This is a genomic window from Roseivivax sp. THAF197b (assembly GCF_009363255.1).
Lineage (GTDB): Bacteria > Pseudomonadota > Alphaproteobacteria > Rhodobacterales > Rhodobacteraceae > Roseivivax.
The window spans coordinates 2,778,074-2,803,277 of sequence record NZ_CP045318.1; the positions used below are offsets into that span (position 1 = coordinate 2,778,074).

The 25,204-nt window shown below is 64.4% G+C and carries 28 protein-coding genes; 12 read left to right on the plus strand and 16 right to left on the minus strand.

From position 1 onward, the window contains the following. Nucleotides 1-68: 68 nt before the first annotated feature. The 5 genes from soxZ to FIV09_RS13310 form a co-directional block, all read right to left on the minus strand. Entirely contained in the window at nt 69-398 is a 330-nt protein-coding gene (soxZ, locus tag FIV09_RS13290; protein ID WP_152450518.1) for a thiosulfate oxidation carrier complex protein SoxZ, read from the minus strand. A 22-nt stretch (nt 399-420) separates the two neighbouring features. Continuing rightward, nucleotides 421-849, minus strand: coding sequence for a thiosulfate oxidation carrier protein SoxY (gene soxY / locus FIV09_RS13295; protein WP_152450520.1), 429 nt, complete (start codon nt 847-849; stop codon nt 421-423). A gap of 35 nt (nt 850-884) precedes the next feature. Next, nucleotides 885-1,358 (minus strand): sulfur oxidation c-type cytochrome SoxX, encoded by a 474-nt coding sequence (gene soxX / locus FIV09_RS13300; protein ID WP_152450522.1) that lies wholly within the window; start codon nt 1,356-1,358, stop codon nt 885-887. A 140-nt stretch (nt 1,359-1,498) separates the two neighbouring features. Further along, nucleotides 1,499-2,080 (minus strand): thioredoxin family protein, encoded by a 582-nt coding sequence (locus tag FIV09_RS13305; RefSeq protein WP_152450524.1) that lies wholly within the window; start codon nt 2,078-2,080, stop codon nt 1,499-1,501. A gap of 31 nt (nt 2,081-2,111) precedes the next feature. Continuing rightward, nucleotides 2,112-2,849 (minus strand): cytochrome c biogenesis CcdA family protein, encoded by a 738-nt coding sequence (locus tag FIV09_RS13310; protein WP_152450526.1) that lies wholly within the window; start codon nt 2,847-2,849, stop codon nt 2,112-2,114. A 76-nt stretch (nt 2,850-2,925) separates the two neighbouring features. Here FIV09_RS13310 and FIV09_RS13315 point away from each other — a divergent pair, with 76 nt between their 5' ends. The 4 genes from FIV09_RS13315 to FIV09_RS13330 all read left to right on the plus strand — a co-directional run bounded on the left by FIV09_RS13315 (nt 2,926) and on the right by FIV09_RS13330 (nt 6,178). Further along, nucleotides 2,926-3,306, plus strand: coding sequence for a thioredoxin family protein (locus FIV09_RS13315; protein WP_152452589.1), 381 nt, complete (start codon nt 2,926-2,928; stop codon nt 3,304-3,306). Then, the gene (locus FIV09_RS13320; RefSeq protein ID WP_152450528.1) at nt 3,303-3,644 is read left to right on the plus strand and encodes a helix-turn-helix transcriptional regulator; all 342 of its coding nucleotides are present in this window, start codon (nt 3,303-3,305) and stop codon (nt 3,642-3,644) included. Before FIV09_RS13315 ends, FIV09_RS13320 begins: the two co-directional genes overlap by 4 nt. A gap of 125 nt (nt 3,645-3,769) precedes the next feature. Then, nucleotides 3,770-4,825 (plus strand): YeeE/YedE family protein, encoded by a 1,056-nt coding sequence (locus FIV09_RS13325; protein ID WP_152450530.1) that lies wholly within the window; start codon nt 3,770-3,772, stop codon nt 4,823-4,825. 168 nt (nt 4,826-4,993) lie between these two features. Continuing rightward, nucleotides 4,994-6,178 carry an MFS transporter gene (locus tag FIV09_RS13330; RefSeq protein WP_152450532.1) on the plus strand — a complete coding sequence of 395 codons (1,185 nt, stop codon included), beginning with the start codon at nt 4,994-4,996 and terminating at the stop codon, nt 6,176-6,178. Here FIV09_RS13330 and FIV09_RS13335 read toward each other — a convergent pair. Beyond that, on the minus strand, nt 6,148-6,735 hold the full coding sequence (locus FIV09_RS13335; protein ID WP_152450534.1) for a riboflavin synthase: 588 nt from the start codon (nt 6,733-6,735) through the stop codon (nt 6,148-6,150). The two genes, FIV09_RS13330 and FIV09_RS13335, sit on opposite strands and share 31 nt — an antisense overlap. 140 nt (nt 6,736-6,875) lie before the next feature. Here FIV09_RS13335 and FIV09_RS13340 point away from each other — a divergent pair, with 140 nt between their 5' ends. From FIV09_RS13340 to FIV09_RS13350, 3 genes are all read left to right on the plus strand, one after another. Further along, complete coding sequence (locus FIV09_RS13340) at nt 6,876-8,168, plus strand: capsule biosynthesis protein (RefSeq protein ID WP_254702435.1); 1,293 nt, start codon at nt 6,876-6,878, stop codon at nt 8,166-8,168. Between the two features lie 100 nt (nt 8,169-8,268). Further along, a complete protein-coding gene (locus FIV09_RS13345; protein WP_152450536.1) occupies nt 8,269-9,429 on the plus strand; it encodes a polysaccharide biosynthesis/export family protein in 1,161 nt (386 codons plus the stop codon). A gap of 5 nt (nt 9,430-9,434) precedes the next feature. Further along, nucleotides 9,435-11,468: a capsular polysaccharide biosynthesis protein gene (locus FIV09_RS13350; protein ID WP_152450538.1), complete on the plus strand. Its 2,034-nt coding sequence runs from the start codon at nt 9,435-9,437 to the stop codon at nt 11,466-11,468. A 24-nt stretch (nt 11,469-11,492) separates the two neighbouring features. Here the strand turns inward: FIV09_RS13350 and ribD are convergent, their stop codons facing one another. The 4 genes from ribD to FIV09_RS13370 all read right to left on the minus strand — a co-directional run bounded on the left by ribD (nt 11,493) and on the right by FIV09_RS13370 (nt 13,941). Then, nucleotides 11,493-12,566, minus strand: a complete 1,074-nt coding sequence (ribD, locus tag FIV09_RS13355) for a bifunctional diaminohydroxyphosphoribosylaminopyrimidine deaminase/5-amino-6-(5-phosphoribosylamino)uracil reductase RibD (RefSeq protein WP_152452593.1) — start codon at nt 12,564-12,566, stop codon at nt 11,493-11,495. A gap of 20 nt (nt 12,567-12,586) precedes the next feature. Further along, nucleotides 12,587-13,054 carry a transcriptional regulator NrdR gene (gene nrdR / locus FIV09_RS13360; RefSeq protein WP_152450540.1) on the minus strand — a complete coding sequence of 156 codons (468 nt, stop codon included), beginning with the start codon at nt 13,052-13,054 and terminating at the stop codon, nt 12,587-12,589. 155 nt (nt 13,055-13,209) lie between these two features. Then, complete coding sequence (locus tag FIV09_RS13365; RefSeq protein ID WP_152450542.1) at nt 13,210-13,629, minus strand: secondary thiamine-phosphate synthase enzyme YjbQ; 420 nt, start codon at nt 13,627-13,629, stop codon at nt 13,210-13,212. A 57-nt stretch (nt 13,630-13,686) separates the two neighbouring features. Further along, the gene (locus FIV09_RS13370; RefSeq protein WP_152450544.1) at nt 13,687-13,941 is read right to left on the minus strand and encodes a hypothetical protein; all 255 of its coding nucleotides are present in this window, start codon (nt 13,939-13,941) and stop codon (nt 13,687-13,689) included. A gap of 177 nt (nt 13,942-14,118) precedes the next feature. Between FIV09_RS13370 and FIV09_RS13375 the strand changes: the two genes are divergently transcribed. Together FIV09_RS13375 and FIV09_RS13380 are read left to right on the plus strand one after the other, a co-directional pair. Beyond that, nucleotides 14,119-14,793 carry an SDR family oxidoreductase gene (locus tag FIV09_RS13375; RefSeq protein WP_152450546.1) on the plus strand — a complete coding sequence of 225 codons (675 nt, stop codon included), beginning with the start codon at nt 14,119-14,121 and terminating at the stop codon, nt 14,791-14,793. 70 nt (nt 14,794-14,863) lie between these two features. Next, nucleotides 14,864-15,418: a DedA family protein gene (locus FIV09_RS13380; protein WP_172975730.1), complete on the plus strand. Its 555-nt coding sequence runs from the start codon at nt 14,864-14,866 to the stop codon at nt 15,416-15,418. Between the two features lie 26 nt (nt 15,419-15,444). On the opposite strand, the gene FIV09_RS13385 is transcribed toward FIV09_RS13380, so the two are convergent. From FIV09_RS13385 to FIV09_RS13410, 6 genes are all read right to left on the minus strand, one after another. Next, nucleotides 15,445-15,729 (minus strand): HlyU family transcriptional regulator, encoded by a 285-nt coding sequence (locus FIV09_RS13385; RefSeq protein WP_152450549.1) that lies wholly within the window; start codon nt 15,727-15,729, stop codon nt 15,445-15,447. 7 nt (nt 15,730-15,736) lie between these two features. Next, nucleotides 15,737-16,033: a hypothetical protein gene (locus FIV09_RS13390; protein ID WP_152450551.1), complete on the minus strand. Its 297-nt coding sequence runs from the start codon at nt 16,031-16,033 to the stop codon at nt 15,737-15,739. Nucleotides 16,034-16,042: 9 nt separating this feature from the next. Further along, nucleotides 16,043-18,052, minus strand: coding sequence for an RNA polymerase sigma factor RpoD (gene rpoD, locus FIV09_RS13395; protein ID WP_152450553.1), 2,010 nt, complete (start codon nt 18,050-18,052; stop codon nt 16,043-16,045). A 117-nt stretch (nt 18,053-18,169) separates the two neighbouring features. Continuing rightward, nucleotides 18,170-20,140 carry a DNA primase gene (gene dnaG, locus FIV09_RS13400; protein ID WP_152450555.1) on the minus strand — a complete coding sequence of 657 codons (1,971 nt, stop codon included), beginning with the start codon at nt 20,138-20,140 and terminating at the stop codon, nt 18,170-18,172. Nucleotides 20,141-20,250: 110 nt separating this feature from the next. Beyond that, a complete protein-coding gene (locus FIV09_RS13405; RefSeq protein WP_152450557.1) occupies nt 20,251-20,547 on the minus strand; it encodes a hypothetical protein in 297 nt (98 codons plus the stop codon). A 149-nt stretch (nt 20,548-20,696) separates the two neighbouring features. Next, entirely contained in the window at nt 20,697-22,133 is a 1,437-nt protein-coding gene (locus tag FIV09_RS13410) for a Glu/Leu/Phe/Val dehydrogenase (protein ID WP_152450559.1), read from the minus strand. Nucleotides 22,134-22,475: 342 nt separating this feature from the next. Here FIV09_RS13410 and FIV09_RS13415 point away from each other — a divergent pair, with 342 nt between their 5' ends. Genes FIV09_RS13415 through FIV09_RS13425 form a run of 3 tightly spaced genes read left to right on the plus strand, consistent with a single transcriptional unit; the run spans nt 22,476 to nt 25,202 of the window. Beyond that, nucleotides 22,476-23,912 carry a TadE/TadG family type IV pilus assembly protein gene (locus FIV09_RS13415; RefSeq protein ID WP_152450561.1) on the plus strand — a complete coding sequence of 479 codons (1,437 nt, stop codon included), beginning with the start codon at nt 22,476-22,478 and terminating at the stop codon, nt 23,910-23,912. Next, nucleotides 23,909-24,457 (plus strand): TadE/TadG family type IV pilus assembly protein, encoded by a 549-nt coding sequence (locus FIV09_RS13420; RefSeq protein WP_152450562.1) that lies wholly within the window; start codon nt 23,909-23,911, stop codon nt 24,455-24,457. Before FIV09_RS13415 ends, FIV09_RS13420 begins: the two co-directional genes overlap by 4 nt. A gap of 10 nt (nt 24,458-24,467) precedes the next feature. Then, a complete protein-coding gene (locus FIV09_RS13425; RefSeq protein WP_254702230.1) occupies nt 24,468-25,202 on the plus strand; it encodes a TadE/TadG family type IV pilus assembly protein in 735 nt (244 codons plus the stop codon). Nucleotides 25,203-25,204: the final 2 nt, after the last annotated feature.

Here is a 25,204-nt window from a genome sequence, read left to right on the forward strand (position 1 = left end):
GGTTCCCTCCCTTGGAGCCGCTCTTGCGCGCCCCGGCGGCTGACCGGAGCGCGTGGCGATCTTGGATATCAGCCGACCGTGATCGACTTGGCGTCCTCGTAGACGGAGCCGTCGTCATCGTACCAGGTGAACTTGAACTCGCCGCTCTCCGGCACCTTGGCCATGAACTCGAAATACGGGTTCGTGGAGATCGCGGGCTCGAGGGTCACGTCGACGACGTTCTCGCCGTTGAAGTCGCAGGTGAAGCGATTGATGATCGAACGCGGAATGACGTTGCCTTCCTTGTCCTTGCGCTGACCCGATTCCATCGGGTGCGAGATCAGGGTTTTGATCGTGATCTCATCGCCAGCCGAGGCCTTCGAGGGCACCTTGACGCGGGGTTTGACGTTGTCTGCCATGTGTCTGTCTCCTTCTGCCCGATCAGCCGCCGCAGCCGCCGATGGTCACTTTGACGTTGGCCGAGGTGCGCGCGAAGCTGCCATCGGCAAGCTGTGCGACCGCGACGATATCCTGGGTCTTCGCGAGACGGATCCGCGTCGATGCGGTCTGCGCGGCAGCCATCGGGCCGAAGCGGAAGGTCGCGACCGGCGGCGTCGGATTGCCCGCGGCAAAGACGGTGATCGCGGTGGCGCCGGGGGCGGACACTTCGATCGGAACCGTGTTGCCGTTCTCGGCGATCTCGGGGGCGTTGATGGTCACGCCCTCGGCACCGGTCTCGGCGCCGCCGGTGAACTCGGTCACGAGCGCTTCGAGGTCGGCATGGGCTTCGGCGAAGCCCTGCACGGGCAGCATCACGGTCAGTGCCGCGCCCGCGCCGATGGCCAGGGTCTCACGTCTGGTAAAGGTCATGTCTGTCTCCTTGGTCAATCGGGGCCAGGCCCGGATCATTCGTATTTGAGGGTCATCAGGAAGGCGACGACGTCCTCGATTTCCTGCGCCGACAGGATCGGCGGCAGATCATCGGGCGCGGCCTTGCCGGTATAGGCGTCACCGGGACGGGTGAAGCCGACGGTCTTGTAGAAGGCGGGCATCACGCTTTCGGGGAAGGTCATCTTGGCATTAGCCACGATGCCCCGCAGATCGGCCTCTTCCCAGCGATCGGCGGCACCGTCGAGCGGCGGGCCAACCTCGCCCTGGAACGGGACATCTTCGAGCGCGGAGATCTGGTGGCAGGCCACGCAATTGCCGCGGCTCTTGTCGCCCGCGATGAGCGCGCCCTCTTCGGCATTGCCCGGCGTGCCGGACAAAGATGTCTCCACCGCCCCGTATTCTCCGTAAGACACTTCTGTCGGTGCGACTTCGGCGGCGAACGCACCGCCAGCGACAACAACGGCCGCCGTAATTGCTACGAGCCTCATGATCCCTCCCTTGGCTACATCATGCGGGCCTTTTGCGACCCTGTACTCTTTTGTGTACCCTATGCGCAGGTACTCGTTTTGAGCAAGAACAAATTCACAATTGCGAATAATTGAGTAAGTCGGGCGCGTTACCCCGACCCTCAATCGGTCCGCCCGTCATCCCGTTCGCGAATCATGCGCGCGTGGTACCGCTGGAAATCTTCCCCGTTATCCAAGAGATACCGCTCTTCGTTGACCCAGGTGAACATGTCGAGGGTCGTGCCTAGCGAGAACGCGCCCGGCATGACCGCGACCGACGCCTCGATGGCGCTTTGGTCCTCGGGGACCTCCTGGGGAAGGAAGACAAGCGTCGGCGTGAAGAGGACCCGCCACTTGCCCACCGCATCCTTTTCGCTCAGCGCCTCGCCATCGGTGTCGATGATTTCCGTATCGCCATGCAGATTGATCTGCACAACGAAGAAATTCTCTGTGATGTACTCGTCGAGAACAGGCTGCGGATACACATCCTGGTGCATCTTCGTGCAATAGACGCAGCCGCGCTGCTCCACCATCAGAAGCAGGCGCTTGCCCTCGGCATTGGCCTCGGCGAGGTCCTCCTGCAGGTCCTTGAAGGTATCGCGCATCCAGTCTGCCTTGTGCAGCCCGTCATCGCCAAGCTCGGCCGCACCGACCGGCGCTGCAAGCGCCAGGACGGTCGCGATGGTCGTGATCCAGTGTTTCATGGTCTCTCTCCTCCCTTTCGGATCCCGCGCCCTAGCCCAGCGAGGCAAAGCCCGGGAACCATTCCAGCATCAGATTTGCGATCCAGTTCACCGTGCCCGTCGCGATCAGGATAGCAAAGACGAGAAGCATCGCCCCCATCACCTTCTCGGCATAGCCCAAATACCGACGGTTCCGCGCGGTCCAGCGCAAAAACGGCCCCGAAAACGCCGCGGCGACGATGAAGGGCGCGGTCATCCCGGCGCCATAGGCGAAAAGCAGGAAGCCCCCGCGCGTCAGATCGCCCATACCGCTTGCGATCATCAGGATCGAGGCCAGCGCAGGCCCCACGCATGGGGTCCAGCCGAAGCCGAAGGCCAGCCCCATCGCATAGGCGCCGATCATGGTCGTGGGCTCCACCGCGGATTCGACACGCGCCTCACGGTAGAGAAACGGCACCCGCACCACGCCCAGGAAATGCAGCCCGAAGATCGCGAGGATACCCGCGGCCACATAGCTCAGCGGCTCGCGGTAATCCGCGAAGGCCTGACCCAGCGCCGTGGCCCCGAGCCCGAGCAGCACGAAGATCGTGGTCACGCCCAGCGCGAAGAGCAGCGATTGCAGGAACAGCCGCCGCTGCGCCCCCGGCGCGATCCCGCTATCCGCGCGCAGCTCGGTCATGGACATTCCTGCCATGTAGCACAGATAGAACGGCACCATGGGCAGGATGCAGGGGGTGAAAAAGCTCAGAAGTCCTGCAAAAAGCGCGCCAAGGTAGCTGATTTCGAACATGACGCGCCTATTTTCTTGTCCAATTCACATATTCAAATTACATAGTGGATAGCGGAAAGGTCAATCGGTGAAAGACGTGAGACGCCTCGCGGCCCTATTTTACGCGTTCGTATTGCTGCCCCTGCCCCTTTGGGCGGAGGTGCGGCTTATCATGGTCGAACAACCCGGCTGCGCCTATTGCGCGGCCTGGGACGACGAAATCGCGCCCACCTATCCCAACACGGCGGAAGGCAGCTTCGCGCCCCTCCTGCGCGCGCAGCTCCGCGATGGCGCACCCGACGGCGTCACCTACGAGCGTCGCGTGAACTTCACCCCGACCTTCATCCTGATCGACGAGGGAGAGGAAGTGGCCCGCCTCGAAGGCTATCCGGGCGAGCATTTCTTCTGGCCAGTTCTGTCGCAGATGCTGGCCGATCATACTGAATTCAAAACCAGCGCGCTGGAGATCCGAAAATGAGCCTGCCAGTTCTTTCGCCCGACATGGACGAGGCCGAAATCGACGCGATGGTCAGCAAGGCCACAACGGCCGCGTCATTTCTGAAGGCCATCAGCCATGAAGGCCGCCTGATGATCCTGTGCCATCTCGTCTCGGGCGAGAAAACCGTGACCGAGCTCGAGGAACTTCTGGCCGCCCGCCAGGCCGCCGTCAGCCAGCAACTCTCGCGCCTCCGGCTCGAGGGGTTGGTGGTGCCGCGCCGCGAGGGCAAGGCGATCTATTACCGCCTGGCCGATGACAAGCCGCGCAAGATGCTCGAATGCGTCTACGAGCTCTTTTGCAAGGATGATCCCGCCTGATCACAGGGCCGGATCATCGACGCGCCATGCCGCATGCGGCGATGCGCCCCATGCTTTGCGCTTACGAAAGTCTCGTGTAGCCTGCCTTTGTCAGGGACGTATGAGCGAACGGGGAGGGTTCGACCATGCTGGAATTGATCGGGCCGCATTGGGCTGTCGCCCTGATCGGGCTTGTCACGGGCACGATGCTGGGCCTCGCTGCGCGGATCGGACGCTTCTGCACGCTGGGCGCGATCGAGGACGCGCTCTACGGCGGCTCGACCCTGCGCCTGAGGATGTGGGCCATCGCAATCGGTTTTTCGGTCCTTGGCACATTCGCGCTTGCGGGCAGCGGGTTCATCGCCCGCGGTGACACCGCCTATATGCTGGCCGCCTGGAACCCCTGGGCGTCGGTCGTGGGCGGGCTCATGTTCGGCTACGGCATGGCCCTTGCAGGCAATTGCGGCTACGGCGCGATTGCCCGGCTCGGCGGCGGGGATCTCAGGGCCTTCGTCATCGTTCTCGTCATGGGCGTGTCGACCTATGTCGTTCTCGGCGGCCCGCTTGCCGAACTGCGCGTGACGATCTTTCCGCAGACCCTTGCGCAAGGCACCCCGCCCGGCATTGCCGATTGGTTGGCGCGCCTGTCCGGGCTTTCCGCGACGCTCATCGGGCTCGCCCTCGGTGCGGCGATCCTGGTGGGCGCCCTCGCCTCCCCGGCCCTGCGGGCCAAACCCGGCCAGATCTTCTGGGCGCTTGTGGTCGGCGCCGCCATTGTCGGCGCCTGGGCCGGAACAAGCTGGATTGCGGATGCGGAATTCGGCGCGACACCGGTCGTGTCGCATTCCTTTGCAGGCCCCTTGGGCGAGTCGATCCTGTGGTGGATGACCGCGAGCGGCATGCCGATCACCTTTGCCGTGGGCTCCGTCGCGGGTGTGTGGTTCGGCGCGCTTCTGGGCTCCTTGCGCCTGTCGCATTTCCGCTGGGAAGCCTGCGAGGATCCGCGCGAATTGCGCCGCCAGATCATCGGCGCGGGCATCATGGGCGCAGGTGCCGTGATCGCGATGGGCTGCACCGTGGGGCAAGGGATTTCGGCCTTCTCGGTCCTGGCCTTCAGCGCCCCCGTGACCTTTGCCGCGATCTTTGCCGGTGCGGCCGTGGGGTTGCGCCAACTCATCACCGGCTTCCGCCTCGCCGTCTGAGCCCGGCCCAAAAAATTTCAAATTTTTTGAATCATCGCGCCGATCTTCCGGCGATCATCCCGGCCCACAGAAAATGATCTCATTTTCTGCAAGCCCGGCCCCCCGAAGACCGCGGCTTTTCAAGCGTCCTCCGCTCTGACATCAAGTCCCCATCCCAGCGGAGCCAACATGCCCCCGATCATCGTCATCCTTGCCATCTGGGCCGCGGGGCTCGGGGCGTCGGCGCAATATGCAAAGCTCGCCGTGGGCTTCGATGCGTTGGCCGAGGTCTATACCGGCGCGGGCGCCGCCCTGGGATTCGCCGTCTCGCTCTTGAGCCTTCTGGGCCTCGTCTTCGGCCTTTCGGGGGGACGGCTCGTGGGGCGGATCGGGCCCAAGCGTGCGCTGGTGGGCGGCCTCGTGCTGGGCGCGGCCATGTCCGCGATACAGGCGCTGCTCCCGCCGCTGCCGATCTTCCTCGGGGCCCGCACCATCGAGGGATTGTCACATCTCGTGCTCGTCGTGGCCGCGCCCACGCTCATCGCCGAGATCGCGAGCCCCCATCTCCGCCCCGCCGCGATGACCTTGTGGAGCACGTTCTTCAGCGTCGCATTCGCCGCACTCGCCTGGATCGGGCCGGACCTGATCGCGGCGCACGGGCTCGCGGGGCTCCTTTGGGCCCATGCGGCCTATGCCATCGGCATGGCGCTGATCCTGATGGTGATGCTACCGAAACCTGCCCGCATGACGCACCCCGAGATCGCCCCCGGCCCGGCGCGCGGCCCGCTGCGCCAGCATCTCGACCTCTACCGCGATCCCTACCTCTCGGCGCCGGGCTGGGGCTGGATCTTCTACACCTTCACCTTCGTGTCGATCCTGACGCTTCTGCCGCAACTGTCGCCCGATCCGCCGGGTTGGTTGCCCGCGATCCTGCCATTGGCCGCAATCGCGTCGTCGCTCAGCCTCGGCGTCGCGCTGCTGTCGCGCTTCTCGGCGGTGACCGTCTCGATTGCGGGCTTTGCGCTGTCGGCGCTGGCCACGTTCGGCATCCTCGCCTCAGGCGGGGCGGCCTGGGCCGTGATCGTGCTGTTCCTATGCCTTGGTCTCGTGCAGGCGGCAGGCTTTGCCGCCGTGCCGGAGCTGAACGCCGCGCCCGAGGACCGCGCCATGGCCAACGGTGCCATCGCGCAGACCGGCAATCTCGGCAATCTGACGGGTACGCCCGTGCTCTTGGCGCTGCTCAGCCTCGGCGGCGCGAAACCGGCGATCCTGGCCCTGACCGCCTGCTATGTGGCGGGCTTTGCGGCGCATGTGATCCATGCCCGCCGCCGCGCGCATTCGCGTCAGGACGCCTCGGCCAGCCGTGCGACGTAACGGGCCAGGGTATCGATCTCGAGGTTGATCAGATCGCCCACCTGCGTGTCGCCCCAGGTCGTCGCCTGCTTCGTATGCGGGATGAAATTCACCCAGAACTCCGAGCCGTCCACGTCGTTCACCGTCAGCGATGTGCCATTGAGCGCGACTGACCCTTTGGGCGCGATGAACTTCGCCAGCGCATCCGGCGCGCGGAAGGTCACGCGCGTGCTGTCGCCATCCTCCTCCATGCGCACCACCTTCGCGACGCCGTCGATATGGCCCGACACGATGTGCCCGCCTAGCTCGTCTCCCACGCGGAGCGCGCGTTCGAGGTTCACGCGGAAGCCAACCGACCAGGCACCGATATTGGTCTTGGAGACCGACTCGGCGCTGATTTCCACGTCGAACCAATCCGTGCCGACGGCAATCGCCGTGAGGCAGACGCCGTCGCAGGCGATGGACGCGCCGATCTCGATCGTTTGCGTGTCATAGCCGGTGGCGATCCGGGCGCGCAGGTCGCCGCGCTGCTCCAGGCTGCGCACTTCGCCGATATCGGTAATCAATCCGGTGAACATGGGGATGGTCCTGTGGTCAGATGAATGGGTATTGCGCGGGTCATGCACCGGTCGATGCCGTCCCGCACGGAAAGCCTTATTTTCGCCGCGGTAGCAGAGTAACGTCGCCTGAAGATCGCCTTGGGGAATAGTCCGTCGACATGATGAACGCAACCGGACAGCAACGGGTCTTCCTGTTCCTTCAGGGGCCGCACGGGCCCTTCTTCAACCGGCTGGGCAAGATGCTGCGCAAGACCGGCGCGGAGGTCTGGCGGGTGGGGTTCAACGCGGGCGACCGGGCCTTCTGGTTCCACCCCCGGACCTACCTGCCCTTTCGCGGCCGGATCGAGGACTGGCCCGAGACCTTCCGCACCCTGGTGGCCGAAAAACGCGTCACCGACATCGTGCTTTACGGCGATGTGCGCCAGATCCACGCCGAGGCGGTCGCGGAAGCCCGCGCCCAGGGCCTGACCGTGCATGTCTTCGAGGAAGGCTATATGCGGCCCTATTGGGTCACCTATGAGCGCGGCGGCTCGAACGGGCATTCGCGCCTGATGCAGATGTCCGTGAGCGACATGCAGGCGGCCCTCGCTCTCTCGGACATGGAGGCGCCCCTGCCGCCTGCCCATTGGGGCGATATGCGCCAGCACATCTTCTATGGCGCGCTTTACCATTGGTTTGTGATGTTCCGGAACGGCGATTACCGGAACTTCAAACCGCACCGGTCGGTGCCCGTGACCAAGGAATTCCTGCTCTACCTGCGGCGCCTGCTGCTGATGCCCTTTTCCTGGCTCGAACGCGTGATCGAGACGGCGCGCATCCGCTATGGCGGCTTTCCCTATCATCTGGCGCTGCTGCAACTCGAACACGATTCCAGCTTTCAGCGGCACTCACCCTTCGAGTCTATGCCGGATTTCCTGAAATTGGTGATCGAAGGCTTCGCCAAGGGCGCGCCCGGGCATCATCACCTCGTCTTCAAGGCCCATCCGCTGGAGGATGGCCGCGTGCCCGTGCGCCGCACGATCCGGGCGCTGGCCCGTGAACACGGAATTTCCGACCGGGTGCATTACGTCCGCGGCGGCAAGCTCGCGCAGCTTCTCAACGATGCACGCACGGCGGTGACGGTCAATTCCACCGCCGCCCAGCAGGTGCTCTGGCGGGGCATTCCGCTGAAGGTCTTCGGCGACGCCGTCTATGCCAAGCCCGAATTCGTCTCGACCCAACCCCTGCCCGAATTCTTCGTGCAGCCCACGCGGCCCGACAACCGTGCCTACAAGGATTACCGCCGCTACCTGCTGGAAACGAGCCAGCTTCCGGGCGGCTTCTACTCCGCCCGAGGCCGCCGCCAGCTCATGCGTCAGGTCGTCGACATGATGCTCGCGCCCGACGATCCCTATGACGCGCTGCGTCACGGCACCGCGGCCCCGCGGCAACAGTTGCGGGCGGTGACCTGAGGCGGGAATCACACATCTCTTTCTTTTCGCACCACATCTCGGTAGCCTGCTCGCAATAATAAGACTGAGGCAGACAAAAACAGGTCGAGGAGACCGAGCAGTGGCAGCCGTTACATCCCGGTGGGCGCGTGGCGTCGCACTTCTGGCCGCGACGACCATTCTGGCGTCTTGCGGCCTTCCGCGCGTTGGACCCAACAAAAACGAAATCTATGCCGGATCGGTACAGCGCGAGGGCGATGCCTTCGTCGTGGCCGTGAATGACCGCGTGACCCGCGCGACCGCGCTTGTCCCGTCCTTCGGCTTTTCCGAAAGCTTCAAGAATGCGGGCGTTCTGGGCTCCGACATCATCTCGCCCGGCGACATCCTGGGCCTGACGATCTGGGAGAACGTCGATGACGGCCTTCTGGCGGGCGAAGGGGCGAATGCCACCGCGCTCGAGGAAGTGCAGGTCGACGGTCAGGGCTTCATCTTCGTGCCCTATGCCGGACGCGTCCGCGCGGCGGGCAACACGCCCGAGTCGATCCGGCGGATCATCACCGACCGCCTTGCCGATCAGACCCCCGATCCGCAGGTGCAGGTGCGCCGCATCGCGGGCGACGGGTCGACCGTGACGGTCGTATCAGCCTCGGGCACCTCCGGCGTCTTTGCAATCGAGCGGCCCACGCGGACCCTGTCGGCCATGCTGGCCCAGGCGGGCGGCGTGTCGATCCCGCCCGAAATCGCGCAGGTCTCCGTGCAGCGCGGCGGGCAGACCGGCAAGATATGGTTCCAGGACCTTTACGAGAACCCGAACATGGATATCGCCCTGCGCGCGGGCGACAAGATCCTGATCCAGGAGGACACCCGCTCCTTCACGGCGCTCGGAGCGCTTGGCGGTCAGGCCCGCGTGCCCTTCGAGACGCAGACTCTGTCCGCGGTCGAGGCGCTGGCTACCGTGGGCGGCCTCGTGGCCACCACCTCCGATCCGACGGGCGTGTTCATCTTCCGCAATGAACCTGCGGAGATCGCCAACCAGGTGCTGGGCCGCAACGATCTGATCGGCGCGCAGCGGATGGTCTACGTGCTCGACCTGACGCAGCCCAACGGTATGTTCACCGCCCGCGACTTCGTCGTGCGCGATCAGGACACGCTCTACGTGACCGAAGCGCCCTTCGTGCAATGGGACAAGACCATCGCGGCGCTGACCGGATCGCTGGGATCGGTGACCGCGCTTGGCGATCTTGCGACGTCCGTGGACACGATCGCCACCGGCGGGCTCTGAGCCATATGTCCGGCACCGAGCCGGACCCGAACGCCGGGGCCGAAATGCCCCGGCGTTTGCACGTCTATACCCGCAAGTTGCGCTTTGACGCGCGGATCACCCGCATTCTCGCCCTGTCAGGCTACAAGGTCGCGATCGGCCAACCGCGCGAGGGCGACGCGGTGGGCGTCTGGGGGATGTCCCCCCTGGCCCCCCGGGGCGAAGCCATGGCCGCGCGCACGGACGCGCCCCTCATCCGGATCGAGGATGCCTTCCTGCGCTCCCTCCATCCCGGCCGCGACGGGGAGCCGCCCGCAGGCCTGCTCATCGACACGAAGGGCGTGCATTTCGACCCTGCGCGCCCCTCGGACCTCGAGACGCTGCTGGCCACCCATCCCCTCGACGATGCCGCCCTTCTGGCCCGGGCCAAGGCGGCGATGGCCCGCATGCAGGCTGCGCATCTGACGAAATACGCCGCGACCCGCACCGACCTCTCCGCCCCTGATCCGGGCTACGTGCTGGTCATCGACCAGACCCATGAGGACGCCTCCGTCCGGGCCTCGGGTGCGGATCGCAATCGTTTCCGGGAGATGCTCTATCATGCGCGCGAAGAGCATCCCGGCGCGCGCATTCTCGTGCGCAGCCATCCCGAAACGCGCGCGGGCCACAGGCCGGGGCATTTCACCGAGGCGGATCTGGGCCCCGGTACGGAACGGCATGACGCGCCGATCTCGCCCTGGCTGCTTCTCGACGGGGCCATCGCGGTCTACACCGCCTCCTCGCAGTTGGGGTTTGAAGCGATCCTTGCCGGGCACCGCCCCTGCCTTTTCGGGCAGCCCTTCTATGCGGGATGGGGCCTGACGGACGACCGCTTTCCACTCGATCGGCGGCGGCGGCGCCTGTCCCGCGCCCAGCTCTTTGCCGCCGCGATGATCCTGTACCCGAAATGGTACGACCCGTTCCGCGACCGCCTCTGCGAGATCGAGGACGTGCTCGCCGCCTTCGAGGCCGAGACCCGCGCCTGGCGCGAGGACCGCGCAGGTTGGGTCGCGCGCGGCATGCGGCTCTGGAAGCGTCAGCCGCTGCAGGGCTTTTTCGGCAAAGAGCACCGGGTGATCTTCGAAGACGATGCCGTAAAAGCGCAAAGCATCGCCGCCGCGAAGGGCCGCCGTCAGATGGTCTGGGCCAGCAAGGGTCGCCCGGACGAGGACGCGGTCCGCGTCGAGGACGGCTTCCTGCGCTCGCGCGGGCTCGGTGCGGAGCTGATCCCGCCCCTGTCGCTCACCCTTGATGATCTGGGCATCTATTACGACCCGACGCAGCCGTCGCGGCTGGAGACGCTGATCGCCGAGAGCCCGTCCCTGCCGCCCGATGCGATCGAGCGCGCCCGCCGTCTCATCAAGCAGCTCACAGAGGCGGGGCTCTCCAAATACAACCTCTCGGGCACTTTGCCGGACCTGCCTGCGGGCCGCCGCATCCTGGTGCCCGGTCAGGTCGAGGATGACGCCTCCATCCTCAAGGGCGCGGGGGAGATCGCGACGAATGAGGGACTTCTGGCCCATGCGCGTGCCGAAAACCCCGATGCCGTGCTGATCTGGAAACCCCATCCCGATGTGCAGGCAGGCCTGCGTCAGGGCGCTGTCGACGCCCCCGAAAGATGGGCCGATGTCACGCTCGGCACCGCTCCGATGGGCCCGCTTTTGGACCGCGTGGATGCGGTCTGGACGATGACCTCGCTGACCGGGTTCGAAGCGCTCCTGCGCCGCTGCGAGGTGACGGTTCTCGGCACGCCCTTCTACGCGGGCTGGGGCCTGACCCGCGATCTGGGCCGGGTGCCCGCGCGACGGCGGGGGATGCAGGGCGTCAGCCGCGAAAGCCTCGTCCATGCCACGCTCATCGCCTATCCGCGCTACCGCGATCCGGTGACGGGCCGCCCTTGCCCGCCCGAAGTGGTGGCCGAACGGCTCGCCAAGGGCGAGGTCCCGATGCCGGGCCCGTTCAATCGCACCCTGTCGAAACTGCAGGGAATGCTGGCAAGCCGCGCGCATCTCTGGCGGTAGGATACGCCACGTCCGCGCAGCCGATCAGTCCGCGCGCACCCAGCGATGCAGGATGTCGCCGCCCACATCGCGCGTCTCCGCCAAAGTGAAGCGGCGCGCTTCGACCAGGCGGTCGATGCCCAACGCCCCGATGCCGGGCCGACCCTCGGCCCCGAGGGCAAGACCTGCGGTGAACCCCATGAATTCGTCCACGAGATCGGCCTGCATCAGCGTGGCCGCAAGCGCCCCGCCCCCTTCGCAGAAGACCCGGGTCAGGCCTGTCTGCCCGAGCGCGTCCAGCACCGATGCGGGGTCGAGCTGCCGCCCGGCGAGCGCACAGGGCAGAAGTCTCGCGCCCAAACCCTGCCAAGCGGCCCGCGTCTCCGCAGGCGCGTCCGGCCCATGGCAGATCCAGACCGGCACGTCGCGTGCGGTCCGCGCCAGGTTGCCCATGAGCGGCAGATCGATCAGGCGCGAGACGACGACGCGCACGGGCTGCCGCTTTACCCCCATTCCGCGCGCGGTCAGCGACGGATCATCGGCCCGCGCGGTGCCCGCCCCCACCATCACCGCATCGGATTTCGCGCGGGCCGCATGGACAAAGGCCCGTGCTGCGGGGCCCGTGATCCACTGGCTTTCGCCCGTGGCCGTGGCAATGCGCCCATCGAGCGAGGTGGCAAGCTTCAGCGTCAGGTGCGGCCGTCCGATCCGCACACGCTTGAGAAAGCCCACATGATCGCGCGCGGCCTCCTCGGCCATGACGCCCGTCTCGACGGCGATCCCGGCGGCGCGCAGCATCTCGAACCCCTTGCCCGAGACGCGCGGATCGCTGTCGGAAAACGGCGCCACCACGCGCGCGATCCCCGCAGCGATCAGCGCATCGGTGCAGGGCGGCGTCAGACCGTGATGGGCGCAAGGTTCAAGCGTGACATAGGCCGTGGCGCCACGCGCGGCGGCACCGGCCATGCTCAGCGCCTCGGTTTCCGCATGCGGGCGGCCGCCCGGCTGGGTGGAGCCACGCCCGACCACGCGCCCGTCCTTGACAATCACGCAGCCCACAGCGGGGTTCGGCCAGGTCTGGCCCATATTCCGCGCCCCGAGCATCAGGGCGTGGGCCATATGGGCGCGGTCGATATCCGTCACTTGTCGGGCTGGGCCGCGGGGCGCAATTCGCTGACGAACTTGTCGAAATCGTCAGCCTCCTGGAAATTCTTGTAGACGCTGGCAAAGCGCACGAAGCCCACCGTGTCGATCCGGGCCAGGGCCTCCATGACGATCTCGCCGATCTGCTTGGAGGGTATGTCGGTCTCGCCCATGCTTTCGAGCCGCCGCACGATACCCGAGATCATCTGATCGATGCGTTCGGGCTCCACCGGGCGTTTCTGCATCGCGATCCGGATGGACCTCTCGAGCTTGTCGCGGTCGAAATCCTCGCGCCGTCCGTTGGTCTTGATGACCACGAGGTCGCGGAGCTGCACGCGCTCATAAGTGGTGAAGCGCCCGCCGCAAGCCGGGCAGAAGCGTCGCCTGCGGATGGAGACGTGGTCCTCCGCGGGCCGCGAATCCTTCACTTGGGTGTCTACATTTCCGCAAAACGGGCAGCGCATGAGCCGTCCCCCTCGTGTCTGACCTGCTCAGGATGGGGTTGGCCCCCACTTATCCACAGCCACTATAGGAGCTTGCGCAGACCTTGGGTAGAGGGGAATTTCCGCCGCAAGATACGGGGGGCCATAATCGGCTCAGTGCGTTCAGGTTCTGTGACTTACGGCGACAGATGCGCGGAGATCCGGCGGGTATGCGGCGCATCTCGATGCTCGAACAGGTAGATACCCTGCCATGTGCCCAGAACCGGACGCCCGGCGCTGACCGGGATGCTCAGAGACACCGGAAGCATGGCCGCCTTGATATGCGCAGGCATGTCGTCCGGCCCCTCATAGGTGTGTGTGAGATAGGACATGGAGGGATCGGTAGTCGGTGGCACCAGCCGCGCGAAAAACGCCGCCAGATCGGTTTGCACCTCCGGGTCGGCGTTTTCCTGAATGAGCAGACTGGCTGACGTGTGGCGGACAAAAAGCGTGAGCAGCCCTGTGTCCCGATCCGATGCGGCCACCCAAGCCGCGATATCTTTGGTAAATTCGTAAAGACCCTGACCGCGGGTCTCTACCGTGAATTCCGTGTCCATGGCCGGTCTTTCTTGATGCGATGTTCGCACAGACCGTGCCATGACCGGTCGCGATTGTCAGGCTTCCCCGACCACGCAGCGGACCTGCGGAAGATCACTCTGGCCCCAATCGAACAAGATCGGCGTGCCGTTATCGTGGCGTGCGGGGCGTGCGGCCACCTGGGCCAGCGTCTCCTGGCATTCGGCCAATTCACCAGCGCTGACAGAGATTTCGATGACCTCCTCAGGGGCGTCTTCGTAAAGGTCTGCGGCGGCCACGGCGGACACCGTGCCGATCATTGCAAAGGACAATGCGAAAGCTGTGCGTTTCATTCATCTTTCCTTTCGTCGTTGCGAGAACAACGGCATACCTCGGAAAAAGTTCAAAAATTTTTTTTGAAGGTGCCGCCGACGCCGCGTCGCTCATGCCAGTTCCGCCCTCCGCGCAACCGAAGCCGATCTCATGCGTTGGGACCGCAACATGCTATGACGGCACGAAAGGAATTCCCCATGAGCGACAAGACACTTTTCATCACCGGCGCATCTTCCGGCATCGGTGCAGCGACCGCGCGCGCCGCGGTCGAGGCAGGCTGGAATGTCGGCCTTTTCGCGCGCTCCGAGGACAAGCTGAACGCCCTCTCGGACGAGCTTGGTGACAAGGCCATCGCATTGCCCGGTGACGTAACCTCGCTGGACAGCCAGATGGAGGCGCTGAAAACCCTCAACCACACGTTCGGGCGCATCGACGCGGCCTTTGCCAATGCAGGCACAGGCCTGTCCGCGGCGGGCACCGAAGCGGGCGATCCCGAGGAATGGGAGAAGATGGTTCAGATCAACATCATCGGTGTGCTCTGGACCGTGAAGGCGACGATGCCCTTCCTGAAGGAAAGCAAGGGGCACCTGCTGCTGACCGGCTCCGCGGCGGGCCGCATCCATATCCCGGGCTCCGTCTACGGCGCCTCTAAGTGGTTTGTGCATGGTTATGGCGGCAACCTTGCCGAGGAAATGCGCGAGTTCGGCGGCCGCTGCACCATCATCGCGCCGGGCATGGTCGACACCGAGTTCTTCGACAGCCCCAAGCCCGACAAGCTCAAGCCCGAAGACATCGCCCGTTCGGCAGTCTTCGCCCTCAATGCCGATCCGCGTGCGACGGTGCGCGAGGTCTTCGTGATGCCCACGAACTGAGGCCCGGCACCACAGCCGTTTGGCACGACAATGCCCCCGGTCTATGTCACATCACAGGACCGGGGGGATCATGGACGCCTATATCGCTCAATACGGTGTGTTTGCCGTCTATATCGGATGCGCGCTCGAAGGGGATGCGGCTGCGATCAGCGGAGCGATCCTGGCGCAGAGCGGCCTTCTCGATCCTGTCAGCACCTACCTCGCGATTGCCGCAGGCGCCTACACCACCGACTTTCTGGTCTACACACTCGCGCGGTTCTTCCGAGAACATCCCTACGTATTGCGCGCGCTTTCGCATCCCATGGCCGCCCGTCTGACGGGTCGGCTGCTCTCCCGGCCTTTGCTTCTGGCCGCGATTTTTCGGTTCATCCCCGGTGCGCGCACGATTGCGCCCGTGATGCTGGCCACCGCAACGCCGTTGCGACCGACCGTCTATTTCATCGTCACGGCATGTGCGGCCCTTGTCTGGGCGGGTGTCATGCTGGCTGTCGGATTTGGTGCAGGCGCGGTTTTGTCCCGCCTGCTGGGCCCATTCCTGCGGTTGGAGACGCTGCTTATCGGCATGGCTGCGCTGCTCATCCTTGTGGCGGCGCGAGTGCTCTGGCGATTGCGACAGCCACGGTGAGCGCAAACCGACAGCAACCGTGAGCGTCAGCCGAAAAGCCGCGCGTCCTGCTCGTCGATCATCTGCTTTGCCTTGCGCAAGGATGCGGCGACGGCCTCGTCGTGGTCGCGGATCACATCGGCACGGATCATGCGATGTGTCTTGGTCTCGCCATCCACCTCCCCTTCGATGGTCGCCGCGACGCGGTACTGACCATCTTCCGGGATCGGATCGACGATGATGCGGAAGCCGCCATGCTCGACCGGTTCGACGGCGGAACCCCTGGCTGCGCCACCATTTCCACCACCGAAGAGACGTTTCAGAAACGACATGGCCTACTCACTCCGGCGGCTGGCAATATGGCAGGGACGGACAGGGCGCGTCCTGCCCGTTGAACTTCATTCCGAAATCCGGGGCTGACACCCAGAACCCGCTGGCCGCGTACCACCAATTTCCCGTGCCATGCCCGGGCACGAAGGTATCGCAGGATTTGCCCAGATAGATGCGCTGACCGTTTTCAAGGGTCAGCGCAGCACCATCCGCTGAGCACACATGCTCGTACCGCACCGGCCTGTCATGCCCGTCGGCCAAGGCAGGCCCTGCAAAGGCCACCAAAGCGGAGACGAGACGCAGCACCGGCCTGCCCTACTGATCCAGGAACGACCGCAACTTGCGCGACCGTGACGGATGCTTGAGCTTGCGCAGCGCCTTCGCCTCGATCTGGCGGATACGTTCGCGCGTCACGCTGAACTGCTGACCCACCTCTTCGAGCGTGTGATCGGTGTTCATGCCGATGCCGAAGCGCATGCGCAGAACGCGCTCCTCGCGCGGGGTAAGCGAGGACAGGACCCGCGTCGTGGTTTCCTTCAGGTTGTCCTGAATGGCCGCATCGAGTGGCAGAACCGCATTCTTGTCCTCGATGAAATCGCCAAGCTGGCTGTCTTCCTCGTCGCCGATGGGCGTCTCGAGGCTGATCGGCTCCTTGGCGATCTTCATCACCTTGCGAACCTTCTCGAGCGGCATCTGCAGCTTCTCGGCCAGCTCTTCGGGCGTCGGTTCGCGACCGATCTCGTGCAGCATCTGGCGGCCCGTGCGCACCAGCTTGTTGATCGTCTCGATCATGTGCACCGGGATACGGATGGTGCGCGCCTGATCCGCGATGGAGCGGGTGATCGCCTGACGGATCCACCAGGTCGCATAGGTCGAGAACTTGTAGCCGCGGCGATACTCGAACTTGTCGACGGCCTTCATCAGGCCGATATTGCCCTCCTGGATGAGATCCAGGAATTGCAGGCCGCGATTGGTGTACTTCTTCGCGATGGAAATCACGAGACGCAGGTTCGCCTCGACCATTTCCTTCTTGGCCTGCCGGGCTTCCTTCTCGCCCTTCTGGACCTGCTGCACGATGCGGCGGAATTCCGAGATGTCGAGACCGACATACTGGCCGACCTGCGCCATGTCGGAGCGCAACTCTTCGACCTTGTCGGTCGATTTCTCGATGAAGGTCTGCCAGCCGCGGCCTTGCTTCTCGCCCATCCGCTCGAGCCAGTTGGGATCGAGCTCGTAGCCGCGATATTCGTCGATGAACTCGCGGCGGTTGATCCGCGCGTGGTCCGCCAGCTTCACCATGGAGCTGTCGATCGACATGATCCGGCGGTTGATGCCGTAAAGCTGGTCGATCAGCGCCTCGATGCGGTTGTTGTGCAGGTGCAGCTCGTTGACCAGTTCGACGATCTCGGAGCGCAGCTTCTGATACATGGTCTCGTCGCCTTCGGAGAACGAATTGTCCTCGTTCAGGGTGGCCGAGATCCGGTTGTCCTGCATCGCCGCAAGCTGTTCGTAATCCTGCGCGATCCGGTCGAGCGTTTCGAGGACGCGGGGCTTCAGCGCCGCCTCCATCGCGGCAAGCGACATGTTCGCCTGCTCGTCATCATCCTCGTCGTCGTCATTGCTGCGGATCGGGTTGCCGTCCGCGTCAAGCTCGGGCTCGTCCTTCTTCTCGGTCTTGGCCGCAGGTGCCGCGGCGGCGACGGTCGGGTCGACCACCGGCTCGGCCACGCCATCCTCGTCGTCGCCCATCTGGCCCGAGAAGGTCGTCTCGAGGTCGATCACGTCGCGCAGAAGAATGTCCTCTGAGAGGAGTTCCTCGCGCCAGATCGTGATGGCCTGGAATGTGAGCGGGCTTTCGCAGAGCCCCGCGATCATGGTGTTGCGGCCGGCCTCGATCCGCTTGGCGATGGCGATTTCGCCCTCGCGGCTCAGCAGCTCGACGGAGCCCATCTCCCGCAGGTACATGCGCACCGGATCGTCGGTGCGGTCCAGCTTCTCGCTGCCGCCGGAGGAGACCGCCACATCGCCGCGGGATTTCGAGGCATCGACCACCTCGGTCGAGCCCTTCTGCTCCTCTTCCTCCTCGGCTTCCTCGTCATGTTCGGTGACCTGGATGCCCATTTCGGAAAGCATCGACATCACGTCTTCGATCTGGTCCGAGGACACCTGGTCCTGCGGCAGAACCTCGTTCAGCTGATCGTATGTGATGTAGCCGCGTTCACGGGCCTCCGCGATCATCTTCTTGACCGCGGCCTGGCTCATGTCGAAGGAGACGTCGTCGTCCGGGCTGTCCTGCTTGGCGTCGTCGTTGTCTTTGGCGGCCATTCAGTGCTCCATATCGAGGGCGGGACCCGGTCTGGGCGATTCGCTAATCCGAATCAATAGCGCGAACAACTGATTCGCACACCCGTCCCACCGCATTCTTTCTTCGGTTTGTGCGCATTAGCCGCTATTGCGGCCTTTTGCGAACGTGATGTTGTCGAGAAGCTCCGCGAAAGATTTCCGCTCGGCCCGGTCGATCAGGGCACCATTGGCGCCCGTCTCGTAATCTGTGTCGTCCTCCTGCACCGCGCGTTCGGCCTGTGCTCGGACCGCCGCGGCCTGGCCCAAACGCCAGGTGCGCGTCTCGCTGCCGGTCTCCTGCGCCTCTTCGACGGCCTCGGCGATTTCGGCGGCAAGGCCCCGCGCCGCGTCGAGCTTGGCAAGCTCCTCGGCCACGGTCAGCCGTGCAAGCTCCAGATCCTCTGGCTTGCGCAGACATGGTGTGATCGCGACATGGCGTGCCGCCAACATGGTTTCAAGAGCCGCCCCCCCGATTGCCGCCGCCGCCGCGTCGCGCGCGGCCTCCCGGCTTTGGGGCTCCGCGCGCAGAAGCGCCGCGCAGAGGGCCGCGTGATCGGCATCCGCGAAATCAAGCACTTCCAGTGCAGCATCGAACTCCTCGATGATCGCGGGCGAGGAAATGAGCGTGGCCAGGATCACGGCTTCGCGGATACGGCGCTCGCCCTCGGGGCCCGCGGCGACCAGAAGCGACGCCTTGGTTGCCGCCGATGGCGGCTCAGGCGCGCCCTTCGCACGCCAGACGCGCCCCGCCCCGCCGCCACCACCCTGCGGCGATGACGCCCGCTGAGGGCGGAAAAGCTGGTAGCGCAATTCCTTGATCTCGGCCCCATAATGGTGCCGCAGCGACGGGTCCTGGATCTGCGCGATCTTCTCGCGCAGCGCGCGATCGAGCGCGGCCTTGCGCTCGGGGCTGTCGAAGACGCGGCCCTCGGTTTCGCGCCGCCACAAAAGCTGCACCATCGGCAGCGCCTGCTCCAGCACACGTGCGACCGCCTCGGGGCCGTCCGCGCGCAGAAGATCGTCGGGGTCCTGTCCCTCGGGCATCAGCGCAAAGCGCAGGCTCTTGCCCGCTTCCAAAAGCGGCAGCGCCAGATCGATCACCCTGTGGGCCGCGCGCAGTCCCGCCTTGTCCCCATCGAGCGCGATGATCGGCTCGTCCGACACGCGCCACAGAAGCTGCAGCTGCGTCTCGGTCACGGCGGTGCCCAAGGGCGCAACCGACGCCTCGAAGCCCGCCCGGCTGAGCGCTATCACGTCCATGTAGCCCTCGGCCACGATCAGGGGCTGGCCCTTGCCTGCGGCCTCGCGCGCAGGCGCCAGGTTGTAGAGGTTGCGGCCCTTGTCGAAGAGATCCGTCTCCGGCGAGTTGAGATACTTGGCCTTGTCTTCGGGATCCATCGCCCGCCCGCCGAAGGCGATGGCGCGCCCACGCCCGTCGCGGATGGGAAACAGGATGCGGTTGCGGAAGACGTCATAGGGCTTCCCGCCCTTGTTTGAGGGCTTGGCAAGGCCCGCCCCCAGGATCAGGTCGGGCGCGATGCCCTTGCCCGTCAGATGATCCCAGAGCGTCTGCCACCCCTCCGGCGCAAACCCGATCTCGAACCGTTCCAGCGCCGCGGCATCGAGGGCCCGGCCCGCCAGATAATCCCGCGCTGCCGCGGCGGCCCCGGTCTTGAGCTGCATCCGGTAGAAGCGCACCGCATCTTCCATGACGCGCGCCAATTCCGTGCGCCGATCGGCCTTTTCCTGCGCGCGTGGATCCCGCGCGGGCATCTGCATCCCGGCCTCGGTGGCGAGGATCTCGACCGCCTCCATGAAGCCCACATTCTCGCTGTCCTTCACGAAGGTTATCGCATCCCCCTTCGCCTGACAGCCGAAGCAATAGAAGAAGCCCTTGCGGTCATCGACGTGGAAGGAGGCGGATTTTTCCTGGTGGAAGGGACACGGCGCCCACATGTCGCCCTTGGCCTGGTTCGACTTGTGCTTGTCCCACATGACCTTGCGGCCCACGACCTGAACAAGGGACGTGCGGGTGCGCAATTCGTCGAGGAAACCTGGGGGCAGACTCATGCCCCGAATATCGGCCTCCCGGTGCCCAGAGTCCAGAAGGCCCGGCCTGCGTCTCGCAACGCGCGCCGGGCCAACGGATTATCCAGACGGGTATGATGCGCAGGTTCGGATCACATCTTTGCGCATTGCGCGCGCCAGCTTTCCCCGACCTCTGCGCCAAGCTGGTCGGCGGGCAGCGAATAGACCCATTCGGCAATGGCGGGCACCACCTGCATGTATTTCTCGGCCTCCCCGGACAGCGAGCCCGCAACGGTGTTCAGCGCCGCGTTGGCCTCGGCCCCGTCCTGGCGTGCCTCGACCACGCGCATGACAATATCGGCCTGAAGGCCGCATTCGTCGCCGCCCGATTGCGCAAGCGCGGGGCCTGCCAGCCCGAGGCATAGGGTCGCAAGGGTGAGATATTTCATCAGGGTCTCCGTTGTCGTCTGTCGTGGATTGTCCGCCGTCTCGTGCCAGACCTAGGCAAGCGCGCGGCGGGTGTCACGTCTCATATGCGTTATCCCGCCGACATGCCGCGGCATCGATGGCGCAGGGGCCGCCCTGGGCGTGCCCTCCCTTAGAGCCCCTTGGCGCGGTAGGCCCCCGCCACTCGTTCGATCGCCACCATGTAGGCCGCGGTGCGCAGGTCGGTCACATCGTCCCGCTCGATCCAGGGCTTGCGCATGGATTGGTAGGCCTCGCGCATGGTGTCATCGAGGCCCGACAGCACCAGTTCCAGCTCCGTCGCGCCGTGGATGTACTTCTCCTTGAAGCTTTCGGAGACGGACCACTTGTCGCCCAGCGCCTCGGACAGCCGCTCCAGCTCGCCCACGACCAGTTCGTGACGTCGCTCATCGAGGCGGCGCTGCAGGCGTCCGAAGCGGATATGGCTCAGGTTCTTGACCCATTCGAAATAGGACACGGTCACGCCGCCCGCATTGGCATAAAGATCCGGGATCACCACGACGCCACGCTCGCGCAGCTTGTCGTCGGCCCCCGAGGTGATCGGCCCGTTGGCCGCCTCGATGATGAGCTTGGCCTTGATCCGGTCCACGTTGTCGAGGTTGATGACCCCCTCGAGCGCGGCGGGGATCAGGATATCGCATTCCTCTTCCAGCACCTTCGCACCGACTTCCACGAAGGTCGCGTGGGGGTAATCCTTCACGCCGCCCGTCTCCGTCATGTGCTCGCGGAGGTGATCGACGGCGATGCCGGTCTCGTTCCAGATCGCCCCGTCGCGTTCCACCACGCCCACGATCCGCGCGCCATCCTCCTGCGCCAGGAACTTCGCAGCGTGATAGCCCACATTGCCCAGCCCCTGGATGACGATGCGCTTGCAATCGAGATCGCCTTCGAGCCCCGCGCGGCGCTTGTCCTCATCGTGGCGGAAGAATTCGCGCAGGGCGTATTGCACGCCCCGGCCCGTCGCTTCCACCCGGCCGTGAATGCCGCCCGCATTAAGCGGCTTGCCGGTGACGCAGGCGCGCGAATTGATATCGGTCGTGGCCATGCGCGCATATTGGTCGGCCATCCAGGCCATCTCGCGCTCCGACGTGCCCATGTCGGGCGCGGGCACATTCTGCGACGGGTTGATGAGGTCGCGCTTGATAAGCTCATAGGCGAAGCGGCGGGTGATCATCTCCATCTCGCGCTCGTCATATTCGCGCGGATCGACGCAGAGCCCACCCTTGGAGCCGCCGAAGGGCGCCTCCACCAGCGCGCATTTGAACGTCATCAGCGACGCCAGCGCCTCGACCTCGTCCTGGCTGACCGACATGTCGAAGCGGATGCCGCCCTTCACGGGCTCCATATGTTCGGAATGCACCGAGCGGTAGCCCACGAAAGTCTTGATCTCGCCCCGGAGGCGCACCCCGAAGCGCACGGTATAGGTCGAGTTGCAAACGCGTATCTTCTCGCGCAATCCGGGGCTTAACTCCATCAGATCGGCTGCACGGTTGTACATATGGTCCACGCTTTCGCGAAAGGTGGGCTCCGACTGTGCGTGAGATACCATCAAATCCGTCCTTCACATCGTAAAACAGGCCGGGGTCCGCCGCATCCGCGCCCGATTCCCCGAGTTATGAAAACACCTTAGCCCTGCCGGGCGCCCCGTCCACATTCTGCCTGCGATTTCAGCAAAAAGGCGGAATTGCGGCGCTGGATTTCCGGTCCGGAAACGGTGCGACCGCCGCTTGCGCGATTGTCGACAGATCTTGGTGAACCGCCTCAATCAACCCGGCGCAAAGCCATAAAACGGCCCCTTTGGTCGGAGAAAAATCGCTCAAGGGACAAAGTGCGTCCTGCAACAAAAAACCAAGTGACTGAACGACCCAAAACTTGGGCAGAAAGGTACGGAATGTGCAAAACCAACGATAGAGGAGCGACCCGCGTCCTGTCGGGGCTGCGCATCGCGACCGGGGAAACCTCGACCGCGATCGGGCGTTTCCTGCGCGCTGAAGATGGCAACATGTCCATCATGGCGATCTTCGGCTCCCTCGCCTTCATCACGATGGGTGGCGTCGGCATCGACCTCATGCATGCCGAATTGAAGCGCACCAAAATCCAGAACACGCTCGACCGCGCGGTGCTCGCTGCGGCCGACCTCGACCAGCAGCTCGATTCCGAGGCGGTGGTTCGCGATTACTTCGACAAGATGCTGATCCCCGACGCGCTGACATCGGTGAATATCGGCGGCGGGATCAACTACCGGACCGTGACCGGCACCGCCGAAGAAACCACGCCCTCGAACTTCACCAAGTTCCTTGGGATCGAGAGCATGAAGGTCGACGGTGTCTCGACCGCCGAGGAATACATCCAGAACGTCGAAATCTCGCTCGTTCTCGATATCTCGGGGTCGATGGGCGATGGCCAGAAGATGTCGCAGCTGCGCAGTGCCGCCAACACCTTCGTCGAAACCGTGCTTGGCGAGGACAATGAAGGCCTCGTCTCGATCTCGCTGGTGCCCTATTCGGAACAGGTCAATGCGGGCCCGCTCATCACCGACACGTTGAATGTTGATTGGGAACACGGCTATTCGCACTGCCTTGAATTTCCCAACTCGCAATTCGACTCGGTCGCGCTCGATACGTCGCGGACCTATGAGCAGATGCAGCACTTCCAGTGGAACTTCTACGGCTGGAACGAGGTCATCGACACGATCTGTCCGCAATACAGCTACGAGCGCATTCAGCCCTTCACCTCGAACGAGGCGTCGCTGAAGAACCAGATCGCCAAGCTGGAGCCCAGGGCCGGAACCTCGATCTTCCTCGGGATGAAGTGGGGCACAGCCCTGCTCGATCCGTCGACCCGTGCGGTGAACAACAACGTCATCGCGAAGGGCAAGGGCAACGCGAGCTTCGCCGGTCGACCGTTCGATTACGGACGCGCGGACACGCTGAAGACCGTGGTCCTCATGACCGACGGCCAGCACGACAAATCCTACCGGATCTCGAACTGGGCCTATGACAGCTCGAATGACCGGTCGGTCTGGGCGCGCAACAACCTGTGGTACTACCTGCAGCGCCATGTGTCGTCGCGCAAATGGTCCAACTTCTACTACCAGAAATACAATGCCGGGCTTGGCGACGAGTTGCTCGACGATATCTGCGATGCCGCCAAGGCCAAGGACATCGTGATCTGGACCGTGGGCTTCGAGACCAGCGAACACGGCAGCTCCGTGATGCAGAACTGCGCATCCTCACCCGCCCATTTCTTTGACGTCGAGGGGGTCGAGATCGAAGAAGCCTTCCACTCAATCGCTCGTGCGATCAACCAGCTGAGGCTCACACAATGATGCGTTCTCTTCTGAATTCCGCCCGCCACTTCTGGCAGTCCGAAGACGGTGCGACACAGGTCGTCCCCTTCGCCCTCACGGTACCGATCTTTGTCGGCGTGATCATATCCGGCCTGGAATTGTCGGCGCTGACCGCGCGGCACACGGCCCTGGAACGCGCGCTTGACGAAACCGTCCGGGACGTGCGCCTCGGGACAGGGACGCTTTACGATCACACGTCCCTCAAGACCTCGGTCTGCGAACGCGCGGAGATCCTGCCCAATTGCATGAACACGCTGCAACTCGAGATGGTATCGTTGGACATGCGCGACTGGACCAATCCGCCCTCCGACGTGCAATGCGTCGAGGTGACGGAGAACGGAACGGCCGTCATGCCTGTCGTCGACTTCGAATATGGCCGCGACAACCAGCTCATGTTCCTGCGCGCCTGCTACAAATTCGAACCTGTCGCGCCGACGTCGTACTTCTCCGAAGCAATCGTGACGGATACCGACGGCTATTCCGCGATCGTCTCGTCATCTGCCTTCGTGCAGGAACCGCTGTGAGGACATGACAATGTTGAATGCAATCAAACAAACCCTGTCCCGGTTCCGCCGCGAGGATACGGGCTCCATCTCCGTCGAAGCCGCGATTGTTCTTCCGGCCATGATGATGTTGTTCTTCGTCACCTGGGTCTGGTTCGACGTGTCGCGCCAGCAATCCGTCAACCAGAAGGCCAATTACACGATTGGCGACGCGATCTCGCGTGAGACGGAGCCGCTCGACAACACCTATATCGACTCCTCCTACGCGCTTGCACAGAGCCTTACCCGCTCGAGCGCGGCTGAGATGGACCTCCGGATCTCGGTCGTCGAGTACAACAACAAGGGCGGCGGCGGCTACGAGCTGCTCTGGTCGGAAGCACGGGGCGGCTATCCCGCGCTCAAGAACAACGATCTCAACGGCATGGAGCATCGCCTCCCGATCATGTCGAACGGGGATCAGGTCATCCTGGTCGAGACGTGGGAAGATTACGCGCCAGCTGCCAATGTGGGCCTGTCCGATTTCGAGATCGAAACCTACTCCTTCACTCGTCCGCGTTTCGCGCCGCAGATCCTATTCGCCGGCAAGACCTTCAACCAGAACAATGGTTGGGGCAATGGCGACCAGGACGCCCCCGGCGGGTCGCTCTGCAACAACAACGCCGAGAACGCAGATGAAGGCGCGGCTGCCGATGAATGCCAGGACAATGCCGACGGCAAGGAAAACCAGGGCAACGGCAAGTCCAAGAAAGGCAAGGGCAAGGCGTAAGC

What these genes read in the sequence shown, in the direction of transcription:
- soxZ (WP_152450518.1), bottom strand. Translation starts at nt 398, where the DNA reads ATGGCAGACAACGTCAAACCCCGCGTCAAGGTGCCCTCGAAGGCCTCG.
- soxY (WP_152450520.1), bottom strand. Translation starts at nt 849, where the DNA reads ATGACCTTTACCAGACGTGAGACCCTGGCCATCGGCGCGGGCGCGGCA.
- soxX (WP_152450522.1), bottom strand. Translation starts at nt 1,358, where the DNA reads ATGAGGCTCGTAGCAATTACGGCGGCCGTTGTTGTCGCTGGCGGTGCG.
- FIV09_RS13305 (WP_152450524.1), bottom strand. Translation starts at nt 2,080, where the DNA reads ATGAAACACTGGATCACGACCATCGCGACCGTCCTGGCGCTTGCAGCG.
- FIV09_RS13310 (WP_152450526.1), bottom strand. Translation starts at nt 2,849, where the DNA reads ATGTTCGAAATCAGCTACCTTGGCGCGCTTTTTGCAGGACTTCTGAGC.
- FIV09_RS13320 (WP_152450528.1), top strand. Translation starts at nt 3,303, where the DNA reads ATGAGCCTGCCAGTTCTTTCGCCCGACATGGACGAGGCCGAAATCGAC.
- FIV09_RS13325 (WP_152450530.1), top strand. Translation starts at nt 3,770, where the DNA reads ATGCTGGAATTGATCGGGCCGCATTGGGCTGTCGCCCTGATCGGGCTT.
- FIV09_RS13330 (WP_152450532.1), top strand. Translation starts at nt 4,994, where the DNA reads ATGCCCCCGATCATCGTCATCCTTGCCATCTGGGCCGCGGGGCTCGGG.
- FIV09_RS13335 (WP_152450534.1), bottom strand. Translation starts at nt 6,735, where the DNA reads ATGTTCACCGGATTGATTACCGATATCGGCGAAGTGCGCAGCCTGGAG.
- FIV09_RS13340 (WP_254702435.1), top strand. Translation starts at nt 6,876, where the DNA reads ATGATGAACGCAACCGGACAGCAACGGGTCTTCCTGTTCCTTCAGGGG.
- FIV09_RS13350 (WP_152450538.1), top strand. Translation starts at nt 9,435, where the DNA reads ATGTCCGGCACCGAGCCGGACCCGAACGCCGGGGCCGAAATGCCCCGG.
- ribD (WP_152452593.1), bottom strand. Translation starts at nt 12,566, where the DNA reads ATGGCCCACGCCCTGATGCTCGGGGCGCGGAATATGGGCCAGACCTGG.
- nrdR (WP_152450540.1), bottom strand. Translation starts at nt 13,054, where the DNA reads ATGCGCTGCCCGTTTTGCGGAAATGTAGACACCCAAGTGAAGGATTCG.
- FIV09_RS13365 (WP_152450542.1), bottom strand. Translation starts at nt 13,629, where the DNA reads ATGGACACGGAATTCACGGTAGAGACCCGCGGTCAGGGTCTTTACGAA.
- FIV09_RS13370 (WP_152450544.1), bottom strand. Translation starts at nt 13,941, where the DNA reads ATGAAACGCACAGCTTTCGCATTGTCCTTTGCAATGATCGGCACGGTG.
- FIV09_RS13375 (WP_152450546.1), top strand. Translation starts at nt 14,119, where the DNA reads ATGAGCGACAAGACACTTTTCATCACCGGCGCATCTTCCGGCATCGGT.
- FIV09_RS13380 (WP_172975730.1), top strand. Translation starts at nt 14,864, where the DNA reads ATGGACGCCTATATCGCTCAATACGGTGTGTTTGCCGTCTATATCGGA.
- FIV09_RS13385 (WP_152450549.1), bottom strand. Translation starts at nt 15,729, where the DNA reads ATGTCGTTTCTGAAACGTCTCTTCGGTGGTGGAAATGGTGGCGCAGCC.
- rpoD (WP_152450553.1), bottom strand. Translation starts at nt 18,052, where the DNA reads ATGGCCGCCAAAGACAACGACGACGCCAAGCAGGACAGCCCGGACGAC.
- dnaG (WP_152450555.1), bottom strand. Translation starts at nt 20,140, where the DNA reads ATGAGTCTGCCCCCAGGTTTCCTCGACGAATTGCGCACCCGCACGTCC.
- FIV09_RS13405 (WP_152450557.1), bottom strand. Translation starts at nt 20,547, where the DNA reads ATGAAATATCTCACCCTTGCGACCCTATGCCTCGGGCTGGCAGGCCCC.
- FIV09_RS13410 (WP_152450559.1), bottom strand. Translation starts at nt 22,133, where the DNA reads ATGGTATCTCACGCACAGTCGGAGCCCACCTTTCGCGAAAGCGTGGAC.
- FIV09_RS13415 (WP_152450561.1), top strand. Translation starts at nt 22,476, where the DNA reads ATGTGCAAAACCAACGATAGAGGAGCGACCCGCGTCCTGTCGGGGCTG.
- FIV09_RS13420 (WP_152450562.1), top strand. Translation starts at nt 23,909, where the DNA reads ATGATGCGTTCTCTTCTGAATTCCGCCCGCCACTTCTGGCAGTCCGAA.
- FIV09_RS13425 (WP_254702230.1), top strand. Translation starts at nt 24,468, where the DNA reads ATGTTGAATGCAATCAAACAAACCCTGTCCCGGTTCCGCCGCGAGGAT.